This window comes from Mucilaginibacter sp. BGA-UO-ETr-C110 (assembly GCF_059567985.1).
Genome location: NZ_JCAQPB010000002.1, coordinates 3,228,329 through 3,241,997 on the forward strand (window position 1 = coordinate 3,228,329; position 13,669 = coordinate 3,241,997).

A 13,669-nucleotide genomic window follows, 5' to 3' on the forward strand; every position below is an offset into this window, starting at 1 on the left:
GCTTCGTCGTTCCTCCTCGCAATGACATGGTTCTAACAATACATCATTATAAACCAATAACCATGCAATTAGAGAAGAGCATTATTGAAGAAGCCAACCACAAACAACAAGCCGCTCACCAGCGTCAATTTGATTTTGTGGCTGCCGATATAAAAGAATTAGATACTATCCTCAAAAAACTGAGCGATTTCCAGGTAGCTATACCCAGTTGGGCATTAGGCACCGGGGGTACACGTTTTGGTCGTTTCTCGGGCGGTGGCGAACCCCGCAGCCTGGAAGAAAAGATAGAAGACGTAGGTTTGATACATGCCTTGAACAAAAGCAGCAATTCCATTTCCCTGCACATCCCCTGGGATATTCCGGACAATGCAGCTTCAATTAAAACACTGGCTGCCCAACACGGCTTACACTTTGATGCGGTAAATTCCAATACCTTTCAGGATCAGTCGTCACAGCAACATAGCTATAAATACGGTTCTTTGCACCATGTAGATAAGGCAGTGCGCAAGCAGGCTGTTGAGCACAACATCGAGGTGATCAATTACGGTGTCGAGTTGCAGTCTAAAGCACTGTCGCTTTGGCTGTCAGACGGGTCAAACTTCCCGGGGCAGCTTAACATGCGCGGCGCATTTGAACGTACACTGGAGAGCCTTCAGGAAATTTATAGCGCCTTGCCCAACGACTGGAAGATCTGGATAGAATATAAGCCCTACGAGCCTAATTTTTACTCTACCACCATTGGCGATTGGGGACAATCGTACCTGCTGGCCTCTAAACTGGGTAACAAAGCACAAACACTGGTTGATCTCGGTCATCATTTACAAGGCGCCAATATCGAGCAAATTGTCTCTCTCCTATTGATGGAGGGCAAACTGGCCGGCTTCCATTTCAATGATTCGAAATATGGTGATGACGACCTTACTGTGGGCAGCATAAACCCATACCAATTGTTCCTGATATTTAATGAACTGGTTGAAGGTATGGATGCCCGGGGACTAAACCATGCCACCGGCATTGGCTGGATGATCGATGCTTCACACAATATCAAAGACCCGGTGGAGGACCTGCTGCAGTCTGTAGAAGCCATCAAAATAGCCTATACGCAGGCATTACTGGTTGATCAGCAGTCATTGAAACAGGCTCAACAACAAAATGATGTGGTACTGGCCCAGGAAATTTTACAGCATGCCTACCGCACCGATGTACGTCCGCTGCTTGCCGAATCACGCTTAAGAGCAGGCGGTGCACTGCAACCATTGGAGGTATACCGGCAGCAAGCGGTACGCAAGCAACTGATCAGCGAACGTGGCGCATTAGCCGTATCAACAGGTTTATAATATGGCGCCCATACCCGTTATAGCTGTTTTTGATGTGGGTAAAACCAATAAAAAGCTGTTCCTTTTTGACGAGAACTATAAAATAGTTTTTGAAAGAACGGCCCGCTTTACCGAAACCCACGACGAGGATGGCGATGCCTGCGAAAACCTGGACAGTTTGCGGTTATCGGTATTTGATTCGCTGCGCGAGATCTTCAAACACAAAGAGTTTGACCTCAAAGCAGTTAATTTTTCCACCTATGGGGCCAGTTTTGTATATGTTGACGACAGTGGTAATCCGCTTACGCCTTTGTATAATTACCTTAAACCATATCCACCCGAATTAGGCAGGCAATTTTATGAAACCTACGGCGATGAAGCCCGGTTTGCCCGTGAAACCGCCTCGCCTGTTTTAGGCAACCTGAACTCTGGCTTGCAGCTGTATCGCTTAAAATACCAACAGCCGGATGTGTTTAAAAAGATAAAATATGCCCTGCACTTGCCGCAATATATGAGCTACCTGCTGAGCGGCCAGATGGTAACCGATTTGACCAGCATTGGCTGCCATACAGCCCTTTGGGATTTCAGCAACAATAACTACCACCGCTGGGTTGCCAAAGAAGGCATCTTACCAAAAATGGCACCTCTTAAACCTGCTGATAGTGTATTACCTGCCATATTTCCGGGAAGTACTTATAGCGTAGGTATTGGGCTGCATGATAGTTCGGCAGCGCTTATCCCCTATCTGGTGAGCTTTAATATGCCCTTTGTATTGATATCAACAGGCACATGGTCTATCAGTCTGAACCCTTTTAACCAAACACCGCTTACCGAAGATGAATTGAAACATGATTGCCTCAACTATCTGCAATACAAGGGTAGCCCGGTTAAAGCGTCGCGGTTATTTTCCGGTTACGATTATGAGGAGCAGGTAAAACGCATAGCTGCCCATTTTAACCAGGACGCGATCAAATACCGCACTATGGCTTTTGAACCGGCTATCATTACCCAGTTACAAACTCAAACAGCATTACAGCATAAATCCCAGGAAGGCGAACTGCAAAAATCAGTTTTTGAACAGCGCGACCTGCATGATTTTAAAACCGATACCGAAGCGTATCATCAACTCATGATGGATATTGTACAGCAGCAAGCCATTTCAACCGGATATGTATTGCAGGGTTCCAAAGTACAACGGATCTTTGTAGATGGCGGATTCAGTAAAAACACCGTATTTATGCACCTGCTCGCATTCGCCTTCCCGCATCTGGAAGTATATGCCGCGTCTATGGCACAAGCCACCGCTGTAGGTACCGCATTGGCCATCCACCAGGCCTGGAATACCAAGCCACTGCCTCATGACCTTATTGAGTTGAAGTATTATTCAGGGCAAAGTGAAACAGCTTTAAAATAGAACCTATTTTGTCATGCTGAACGTAGTGAAGCATCTTCTTCACCATACCTGTCGTACAATAGATTCTTCGCTACGTTCAGAATGACAAATCAGTCGAATTGCTTCCTCACCAACTCCAAAATATCTTCTATCAACCTGGGATCCTTAATGATCCTTTCATGCGTGGCATCTGGATATTCTTTAGAGGTAATCACGGGGTGCTTATTTAAAAGCTCCTGCATATAAACAAAAGGTGTCATTTTATCATCCTTATCGTAAGCAAGCCAGTGTTTTACGGCCACCCCTTCCTGGTATATATCGGCAAGGTTAAAATAAGATGTAGGCACATCAAATATTTTATTAAAACTCTCAAAAAACTTATCCTGAGCGGCCTTTGGCACATCGGCGCTATTCATGGTGGTTATAAAGTTTTCCTTTAAATTCACCATAGGCGTTATATTGATCAGTAAGGAAGGTTTAATGCCGGTTTGCTGAATAGCAATAGTATTGGCTACTACCCCTAAGGAATGTCCTATCATCACATCCGGAGTACCGTAACTATTAATAATTGCTTCAGTCGCTTTGGCAAAAAGCAGCAAGTTTGATAATTCCCCTTCCGAACTGCCATTACCCGGCGCATCAAAGGCGATGATCTGCAGATCGTTTATAGTTCGGAGCGCGGTGATCAGGTCGATAAAATCAGCGCCTTTTGAGCTCCAGCCATGGGTGATCAACACCTTACGGCTTCCATTGCCCCATATAAAACCATTAAATTTTAATACCGAATGACTAAAATGCGGGTCATCAACCTCCAGCGTAAATAGTGTTGCTTCGTCCAATAACTGCTGCTGTTGTAGCCTCAGAGGGAATTTTGGCGAATAGCAGATCAACTGCCAAAGGTGATCGGTTATATCTTCATGATCAGCGTGTTGTAACTCTTTTACCCGGGTAAAAATCTCTTTTATTTTCTTCATAGGTGCAGATTGGTATCTCCAAAGGTATAAACCAATGGCAAAAAGCCGCCCAATGCAGGGCGACTTTCTAAAAAAATGACACCATTAAGAAGAATTAAAGTTCTTTACTTTTTACCGCTCCCCAGCCACAGCAGGGTATTGAGGATCAGCTTGTTTTGAATATCGTTATCAAAGGTTTGTGATTGTTCCTTGTTGGTACCGCCATCATAATCAATAGCGTTATGCCCCATGTTAAAGTAAATCATGCGGTAGTTTTTGTTTGTCCATACCACCGGGTAGTAGCCGCTATGCCATATTTCATAAGGTTTTGGCCCCGTACCCAGCGGAAAACTGGTAGAATCGATAGACAGCAATATTTTGATATCCGGGTTGGTACGCAAGTCTTTCTCCCAGCGGTACCATTCATTTGGTGATGCTTTGAAGGTAATTGGCAAACCCTTGGTTACCGGGTGTTTACGATCCTCCACCCGCAAAATAGCCGAGGTGGGGTGCCAGGTATTACTTTTATACTGTCCCGATCCCAGGAACTCGTTATGGTACCAGTCCCAGTTTTGAGGATAATCTGATGGTGTAAGCGCAAAGGCCGAAAAATGGAAACCCATCCAGCCGCCGCCTTTTTTCATATATTGTTCAAAAGCAGCCCTTTGCGCGGGGTCATCGGCCCGGGTATCTAAAAATATCACTACCTGATATTTGGCCAGAAACTCCGGATTCATGTTACTCCAGTTATTGGTGGAGTCGTAGGCAAAATTATACTTTTTGGCCATGGCCGGGAACCAGCGGTTGGCTTCGTGCATAAAGCTGATATGAGCCTTATCATTACGCCCGGTATAAAAGGCTATTACCTTAAATTTTGGTTTAACACCCTGTGCTTTAGCACTATACAAACTAAAGCACACGGTGCAGATGGCAATGGCCAGTGCTGCAATTTTCCGGAGACCTGTACGGCTGATCATGGTTTTAAATTTGGGTTTGGGTTGAAGCCATAAAACTAAACGATTTTTATAAAACGCGTACATCAAAACCGGGCATGAGAGGTGATGTAGGGGCGGGAGGTAGAATCAAGACATAAGATCTTAACAATTCCACGACCCATTCATCCCAAAAAACTTTTTAAACCTTGAATTTTAACACTTTTCTGCTCAAAAAAGGGGCAAAAACGGCTAAAAAGCACTCGAGAAACATCGATTTTAACACTTTTTAACAAATTTTAACGCGGTTTTAACGTGTTTTTGAAACTTTAAAAAGTATTAATTTATTGATTATCAAATAACTATACAAAAAATAGTCGATTTTCGGGCTATTTTCTCCTTTAAGCAAACAGCCCGGTTCTCCTTTTTGATCAGGAAAACCGGGCTGTTGGTATATACAAATATACGCATTTTAGACGAAAGTTCTAAGTCGCAAGCACTGAGCCAAACCTTAATTTATTTAGCCAGTGATTTGATCCACAGCGCAATCTTGCGCGCGTCTTCTTTTGGCACCTGTGGCATCGGCGGCATAGGTGTCGAATAATCGGGCCAGTGCTCGGGCTTAGGGTTACGGATCAGTTGTATCAATTCAGCCACGCTGTATTTCCGTTTAGCCACATCCATATACGCAGGGCCAACCTGCCTTTTTGTAGCATTATGGCACGATAGACAGGTATTTTTCAGCAAAAGAGGCTGCACTTCGGCATAGGTAGGAATAGCGTTTACTAACCCTCCTGATTTTACTGCCGCGCCTTTTTTAACGCCCCCCACTTTTTTAACACCTGCCGAAGCCGCTGCTTTAGCCGAGTTTACGGTACTTACTTCCTTCATGGAAAGTTTTTGCCCTTCGGGGATATTGTTCAAGGTGTAATAGGCGGTGGGATGCACCAGGTTAAAATAACTCTCCTTATCCCTGATCGCGGCAAGTGTAATGGTATGGATATAATACCTGCGTAAATTATTAACGATAAGTCTTGCCTTTAAACCATCCTCAGATACTTTAACACCTGCTATCGGGCATTTTTCGGTATTCACCGGCGGACTTCCATATACACCATGATATTTATAAATAAAGCTTTCTATGGAGTAGGATGCAATGTCGGCTGCTACCTTTTTATCAACCGGTTTGGTAAATTCTATTTCAAAACCATCGGGCATGGCTCTAATGGCACGCATTTCAAACGGAACCCGGTTATTCCATACCAAACGCTGCAAGCCCATGGTAGCCTCCCCTGCCGATCCCCAGCCACGGTTAGTTTCGCCGGCAGCCAATGAACCGTCGGGCAGCCAGGCCAGCCTTACTATGCCCGATTGAAAACCGCTTCGGAAAGCCCAGGCCGCGCCCTGGTATTCGCCGTTAACTTTTTCCAAAAAGATCCGGTCGATCATACTTTGCCCCTGGTCACAGATGAGTAACTGTCCCGAAAAAGGACCAAATGCACCTTCGGGTATCTTCACAATTTCAGAGTTGGAAATTCCTAAGATACCATGAGGTAACCAAACCGCAGGCAGCTGTAAGTCAGGAAATTCTTTTTTAGCCTCAAACTCGGTTTTGAATTTTTCATTCACTATATCCTGCGGTTTTACAGGCTGCCCGTTTTTATCAAACTCTATTCGCGGATTGTTTTTGGCAAAGAATTGCTCAGATGTAAGCTTTAGCGGTGAGTTGGGTAAGCCTGTCCAAACCAGGCTGGAAGGATGCCCCATAAAAGCTCCTTTTTTGATAGGCATAATACTGCCCGATCCAACCCAATCGCCCTGGTTATCGGCATACCAAAGTTCGCCATCAATCATACTGATACCACAGGGCGAACGGAATCCGGCCGCCCATGGTGTAACCGTACCGTCCTCCTTAATATTTAAGGCCCAGCCACGCCATGGTACAAAACTTTTAGGGTGCCACCAATCGGGCGGAAAACCCAGGTTCAGGGTTACAAAAAATGAACCATCGGGAGCAATTTTAGGTCCGAAACTGTATTCATGATAGTTGCCTGATAAGGGCCAGGCATAAATAGTTTCAAAAACATCGGCCTTGCCATCCATATTGGTATCCACCAACTTGGTCAATTCACCGCGTTGAACAACGTATAAAGCGCCATCTTTCCAGGCGGCGCCCAATACCTCATGCAAACCAGAGGCAAACTTGCGGAAAAATGGATGCTGCCCGGTAGGATTTTCGACCATAAAAATATCCCCGCGACGGGTGGTTACCGCCAAAGTGCCATTAGGCAGGGTACACAAGCCGCCCACCTCCAATATGGTACCTTCGGGTGCAGGCACTTTCATGATCTTAAAAAAATCATCCTCTTTAGGCGATTCGGCCTGGGCGAAGGTATTTTTAATATCGCTTAACAGCGCGATAATGACAAGCGTACATAAAAACGCGCCCCTTTTTATCATTTGTTTTAAAGTATTATCCATGATCAAGGCAGCTTAAAGAATGATAGAATAGGTTAATTTCTTTTGAATAGGGATGATGAGCTCCTGCTTCCCGCCGGCATCACGAACAAGGGCTTTAGCCCCGCCCGCGTCATCAATACGGATGTAATATGATTGATCATCAATAGCATATAATCCGTTTCCAAGCGTTTCGATATTACCCGAAGCCAAGTGATAAAACAGGCCATCTACGGCATTTGCAAGTGTTATTTCCCGGTGAATGCCTTGTCCTTTATCCATCAAAGTACTCGCATCGTTTACCGGCACACCATAAATTAGGTATTTAAAGGCAGGCACATCGTCGGCATTTAATACATAGCCTTTAGGTTTATAACCGGTGCCCGCGGTATCCAAAACCCAGGCGGCATTGGCATCATGGAGTTTTTCGATAGCCGGTACCGGCTTTCCCAGGTATTGAACAGAACCTGCCGGGCGGGATGAGCCATCGCCCCGGTCATGCCACATCGGTGTAGCATCCAAAAAACCGCCGCGCCATATCGCTACTATCATCCCTTTATCCAGGTCATAAGTATAATGCAGCAATCCGGTACTGCCTACATTTACGCCATGGGTAACCCTGATGCCTCCCGGCAGATCAGAAAAACTGCGGACTATAGGAGTTGAAGCAGCGTTGATTATAATAGGATCAACCGGGTCATTGTTACTTACGTTGGCATCGCTTAGCAGGTACTCACGTACGCCTGGACCTGCTACAGTAAGCCCCAAAGCTGGTTTAGCCCAATCCACCGTTTTTGAATAGAATAATTCAAACGGATGATCGCCAGCCTGCAGTTGTATTTTACCTTGTCCCGCGTTTTCAGTCAATGCGACAGCATCGGTTCCGTTAATACGAAATATACCTTTCCCCCCGGGCACACTCAATTTAAAAGCATACTCGCCGGCTTCTTTAACCCGGATATTACCGGTGTACCGCATTAAAAAATCGTTATTCAGTTTACTTTGATTTGATGACAACACAGGCGAAGTCCCTTCCGACTCGGGCTTAAGCTTTTTATACCCATCCAAGGTGATATCACCACCTTTATAAACCCAATATTTCAGGTTCGAAAGCGTCGGCTGCGGTTTGTCGTAACTGATTATGTTGATATTGCGAAAAGCAACCGCGCCATGATCACCCTGCAGGCGCAGTGGACCGGTTGCAGTCTCTCCCTTATCAAAAGCTCCCCGGGTTGGCCCGCTAAGTTCTACATTGTCCTGGATCAAAACACCATTTAACCAAACGTAAAGCACTTTGGCATTGGAGATCTTTTGCCCCTTGCCATCAAAGCGCGGCGCCTGGAACGAAATTTTTATATGCTGCCACAAACCCGGCGCGCGACTGGCATTTTGCCTTGGCGCATGGCCATCATAACCCTGCTGTCCATCTGGCTTGCTATCATCCCAGCGCTCGTAAATACCACCGTTATCACCCGATTTAGGATTTACTGTTCCCCAGCTATCTAAAAGCTGAATTTCATAACGGCCCTGCAAATAGATGCCCGAGTTTGATCCTTTGGCCATCATATAATCAAGTTCCAGATCGGCATCCCCATAAACAGTTTTGGTAAACAGGTCTTTCGCGCCCTTTTTGCCGGGCAGGTTTACCAAAATTCCGGTACCATCTTTAACGGTTAAAACTTCATCCTGCGTAATATCAGCCTGTGCGCCGGCTGCAATTTTCCAGTTTGATGAAGGATTATCGAAAAAAGAAAGATCATGAAGAGATACCGCGTTTTGCGCCCTGACTTGCTGGTAACCCAACAGGCAAAAGCACGCTATCCAAAACTTTTTCCGCCCAAATAGTTTAGGAAATTGATTAAAGCAATCCATCGATTTTTAATATAATATGATTTATTAGTTATAGGGTATAATAATACCCGACTTACACTGGCAATGCCAAGGTAATTATTTTTAACAATCGATTGCGAAAAATTAAAAAATAAGCTGAATTTAATTTCACATTTGCTGAATATTGGATGGGCTGGGTGATCGATTTCTTATTGTACAGCGGCCGGAGGCCGGGTAATAACCGTCACTCGGCTGGAGCCGAGCGACTGCAGGGAGGATTATACTATTGGGGAAGCCCAGGTTCGTGCGATTCCCTCCCAACGGGAGGGGAAGGGAGGGGTTTATGAATGCGGCAAAACTCTACATGGCGCATAAACCCCTCCCTGCTTTTGCGCACAAGCCAGCCTCACCCCTCCCGTGGGGAGGGAATGGAAGTCATGCCGAACTTGTTTCGGCATCTCACAGGATAAGTAACCAGCTTGTTATATACCTTGCTTATGGGATGCCGAAACAAGTTCGGCATGACGAGTTTTTTTTCTTTCTTCTTGATTCTTGACTCTAACCCTCTTGCCTCTTTCCTACCCCCATTGCAGCATTTCCATCTTGAAGCCTATTTTGTGCATCTCCCATACTTCAACGGCGTATACGCCAAACTCCTCTACTACTTTGCCGGTCATCCGGTAAAAGCCGTCGCCCTGGAAAGTATAGCGTTTTAGTGATTCGGGCCAGTGTACGGTATCGAGCCAATCGCCATGTGGGTCAAGGAAGGTACCAAAATTCATGATCTCGTGCTTAATGGTATTTGATTCTTTGATGGCTACCAGTTGCCCTAATATCTTCACCGTTTGCCCCAGCTTGTTGGGCAGGTCTTTTACATAAGTGAGCCCCTGCTGATCGTCATCCACCATCGGGAAGGTATCCGTAAGAGCAAAGCCCAATATCTCTATCTCATCAAAAGCATCCTGCAACGGGCGACTGCTTAATGCAGGCAGTTTAAAATCAGCCACAGGCTCATGAAACAGGGCCACGGTAATGGGCTGATCTTCCTGCTGTTTCTGGAAAAAGTTGGCACGCCACAGCAATTCCTGCTTGCTGGTGCCGGTAAAGCGTAATGCGCCAATGCGGATCAGGATATTCAGCTGCTCCATGCCGGGTTGGGTGCGTTCCATAAAATCCTCCATCGTGAGGTATGGCCCATGGTGTTGGCGCTCGGTAATAATGGCCTTCAGCAGGCCGGCGGTTAGTCGTTCAATATGCACCAGGCCAACATACACATCTGTGCCTTTAATATTGGTATAGGTATCGCTTTGGTTTACGCAGGGTGCATGCAGGTACGCACCGGCCCTTTTTAATTCATGAAAATAAAAGGGGGTACGGTAAAATCCACCAAAATTATTGATCACCCCTACCATAAATTCCATCGGAAAATAGGTTTTGAGGTAAAGGCTCTGATAGCTTTCTACCGCGAAACTGGCCGAGTGCGCCTTGCTGAACGAATAGCCGCTAAAACTGGCTATCTGCCGCCAAACCTCCCTGCTGATGTGGGGCGGATAACCTTTCTCTTTACAGTTACTAAAGAACTTGCCTTCGATCCTGATCATTTCCTCGTTACCCCGGTACTTGCCCGACATGGCCCTGCGCAGGATATCCGCCTCCGCCATATCCAGTCCGCCAAAGTGATGCGCTATCTTGATCACATCCTCCTGGTACACCATAATGCCAAAGGTTTCCTTCAGCAGTTCCTCCATTTTAGGGTGCAGGTATTGTACCTTGTCCTGGTTGTGGTAATTGTAAATATAGGCCTTCATCATACCCGATTGCGCCACACCCGGCCTGATGATGGAGCTGGCTGCCACCAACGTGAGATAATCATCACACTCCAGCTTCATGAGCAGTTGGCGCATGGCTGGACTTTCGATATAAAAGCAGCCGATGGTATCGGCCCGGCGGATCCTGTCGGCCACCAGCGGATCTTTCATAAAATCATCAACCCGGGTAATATCTATGTCGATACCTTTATTTTGTTTAACCAGCTGTATAGTATCCTTAATGTGCCCCAATCCCCGCTGACTCAGGATATCCAGCTTAATAAGCCCCACACGCTCGGCCCCAAACATGTCAATCTGCGAGGTCGCGAAACCTTTCGGGGGCATTTCCAGCGCGGTATATTGGTAGATAGGTTCTTCGGATATCAGCATCCCGCCGGCATGTATGCTCAGGTGGTTCGGAAAATCCTGCATAAGGGCGGCATATTTCAGGATAACTTTTTGTATACTGTCTTCCTTCAAAGTAGCATTTCTGTTTTTTACCAGTATATCTATTTCTTCTTTGGGTAGGCCCAGTACTTTACCCAGTTCGCGAATGGCGGCCCTGCGCTGAAAGGTGCCGTGCATACCCAGCAGGGCCACATGGTTTTCGCCATACTTTTCAAAAATATACCGGATGATCTCGTTCCTGTCCTTATGACCAAAATCCATATCAAAATCGGGCGGGGAAGTGCGGAATTTATTCAGGAAACGTTCAAAGTACAGATCAAGCTGTATGGGGTCGACATCGGTTATTTTTAAATTATAAGCGATGATGGAATTGGCGCCGCTTCCCCGGCCCACATAGTAAAAACCCCTTTCGCGGGCAAAGTTCACCACATCCCATACAATTAAAAAGTAGGAGTTAAACCTCAGGTCGTTAACCACTTTTAGTTCCTTTTGTACCCTTGCTTCAATCACCGGGTCATCGGGATAACGTTCCTTCATCCCGGTTAAGGCCAGTTGCTCCAGTAACAGACGGTCCCCTTCCAATGAATCGGTATAGGTTTGTTTGTTTTTGTCGGATTTTGGGTCGATGATCATCGCTGTACCGCATGCTGCTATTAGCTGTTGTGTTCGCCTGATGATAGCCGGATACCCGCTAAATTTGTCCATCAGTTCCTCTTCGGTCATGAACGTTTCGTCGGGCGATGCTACCTCATCGGGTGATAATTTCGACAGCAGCGTATTCCCGTCAATGGCCCTTAAAAGCCGGTGCAGGTTAAAGTGCTTTTTACTTTGAAAAGTTACCGGCTGGCGAATGATGAATTTTTCGGGATGATCTTTTACCGGCACGCTAAACAGCTTGTTCACCTCATTTGCCCGCACACCGATCAGTTCATTATCCTTCAACTCCCGAGGCTGTAATGTGCCCAGGACATAAATAATAAAAACATCATCATCAAAAATGGGTCTGACGGGAAAGGGATGATCGGCCATTTTATACCGGGAAACAAAACGGTTGATCTGCATCAGGCCCTGGTCGTTCCGGGCTATCAGCAGGTAACAAAATCGTTTATCGTTATGAATTTCGCAGCCTAAAATGGGTTTGATATCCGCTTCGCGACAATAATGCACAAAATCCCAGGCATCGGGATTGCCATTAATATTGGTGAGGGCTAAGGAACCAATGCCCATTGCCTTTGCCTGCGCTATCAACGCTTTGGTTTCATACGTACCATACCGGTAGCTGAACCATGTTTTACAATTAACGTACATAACGCTCCTTTTCTACCGCGTTTAATTGCTGGGCTATAGACCGATGTACAGCATCCTCGCCAAAACGCTTTCGGATATGATCCATAGCCTGGTAAAGCCGGATATTTTCTACCGTATCGTTAAACAGGTTGATCTGGTATTGCCCCTGCACCAGGTGGCTTAAGCGCACACCCAGCAAGCGAACCAGCTGGCGGCGGTCGTACACTTTTTTAAAAAGTTCTTTAGCGGTTTGCAGCAGCACATCATCAGACGAGGTATAGCTGATCACCGCCTGCTTGGTTTCGGTATTAAAATCGGAGTAACGCAGCTTGATAGTGACGCAGCCGCATAGCTTTTTTTGCTGCCGGAGCTGAAAGCTTACCTTCTCGGTCATCCGTACCAGTTCGCGGTGTAGAAACTGGACATCAATGGTATCGTTCTCAAAGATCTCTTCGGTACCGATACTTTTTTGCTCGGAATAAGGTACTACCGGACTTTCATCAATACCATGCGAACGGCGGTGCATTTCAATACCCGGCTTGCCAAAGCGGCTCTGCATCATGGGCTGTGGGATCTCACTTAAAATTTTAATGGTAGTTACCCCCATCTGCCTCAGCAACGACGATGTTTTTTCGCCAACACCCGGCAACTTCTGCACCACCAGCGGGGCCAGGTATTCCCGCTCGGTACCAAAAGGTACTTCTTTGTGACCGTTTGGTTTATTTTCATTAGTGGCTACCTTCGATATCAGTTTATTGGAAGCCAGGGCATAGGATATGGGTAAACCTGTTTGCTTGGCGATGCGTTGTTTCAGTTCGCTCATAAACAGGCTGCAGCCAAAGTAGCGGTCCATCCCGGTGAGGTCGGCATAAAATTCATCAATACCGGTTTTCTCATATAAGGGTACCTGCTCGCGAATGATCTCGGTAACATCGCGAGAGAGCTGGCTATAACGGTCGAAATCGCCGCTTATAATTTCGGCAGCCGGACAAAGGCGCCGGGCTATTTTCATGGGCATGGCGGTGTGCACGCCAAAGGCACGGGTTTCATAGCTACAGGAAGCCACAATGCCCCTGTCGCTTAAACCACCGACAATCACAGGTCTGCCCAGCAGCTTGCTATTATCCAGCCGGGCCACGCTCACAAAAAAAGTATCGAGATCCAGATGGGATATAAAACGACGGTCGGCCGGGGTTGTCATGTTGATTGCTGTAAATACAATGCTAAATTACTAATATTTTTAGCAATTAATATACAACACCCATGCCATTTTTTTGTTAAATTA

General features: G+C 46.1%; 8 protein-coding genes. 2 read left to right on the forward strand and 6 right to left on the reverse strand.

Annotation, left to right across the window (positions count from 1 at the left end):
- The first annotated feature begins 62 nt into the window (after positions 1-62).
- The gene (locus tag AC57BQ_RS14115; protein ID WP_496406891.1) at positions 63-1,337 is read left to right on the forward strand and encodes a sugar isomerase; all 1,275 of its coding nucleotides are present in this window, start codon (positions 63-65) and stop codon (positions 1,335-1,337) included.
- Between the two features lies 1 nt (position 1,338).
- On the forward strand, positions 1,339-2,730 hold the full coding sequence (locus AC57BQ_RS14120; protein ID WP_496406892.1) for an FGGY-family carbohydrate kinase: 1,392 nt from the start codon (positions 1,339-1,341) through the stop codon (positions 2,728-2,730).
- Positions 2,731-2,819: 89 nt separating this feature from the next.
- Here the strand turns inward: AC57BQ_RS14120 and AC57BQ_RS14125 are convergent, their stop codons facing one another.
- From AC57BQ_RS14125 to dinB, 6 genes are all read right to left on the reverse strand, one after another.
- Entirely contained in the window at positions 2,820-3,683 is an 864-nt protein-coding gene (locus tag AC57BQ_RS14125) for an alpha/beta fold hydrolase (RefSeq protein ID WP_496406893.1), read from the reverse strand.
- Between the two features lie 104 nt (positions 3,684-3,787).
- Complete coding sequence (locus AC57BQ_RS14130) at positions 3,788-4,639, reverse strand: ThuA domain-containing protein (protein WP_496406894.1); 852 nt, start codon at positions 4,637-4,639, stop codon at positions 3,788-3,790.
- Positions 4,640-5,110: 471 nt separating this feature from the next.
- Complete coding sequence (locus tag AC57BQ_RS14135) at positions 5,111-7,075, reverse strand: c-type cytochrome (protein ID WP_496406895.1); 1,965 nt, start codon at positions 7,073-7,075, stop codon at positions 5,111-5,113.
- 12 nt (positions 7,076-7,087) lie between these two features.
- Positions 7,088-8,923, reverse strand: a complete 1,836-nt coding sequence (locus AC57BQ_RS14140) for a 3-keto-alpha-glucoside-1,2-lyase-like domain-containing protein (RefSeq protein ID WP_496406896.1) — start codon at positions 8,921-8,923, stop codon at positions 7,088-7,090.
- 536 nt (positions 8,924-9,459) lie between these two features.
- Positions 9,460-12,405, reverse strand: a complete 2,946-nt coding sequence (locus tag AC57BQ_RS14145; protein WP_496406897.1) for a DNA polymerase III subunit alpha — start codon at positions 12,403-12,405, stop codon at positions 9,460-9,462.
- Positions 12,395-13,585, reverse strand: coding sequence for a DNA polymerase IV (dinB, locus tag AC57BQ_RS14150; RefSeq protein ID WP_496406898.1), 1,191 nt, complete (start codon positions 13,583-13,585; stop codon positions 12,395-12,397). The genes AC57BQ_RS14145 and dinB overlap by 11 nt, the downstream gene beginning before the upstream one ends.
- Between the last annotated feature and the right edge of the window lie 84 nt (positions 13,586-13,669).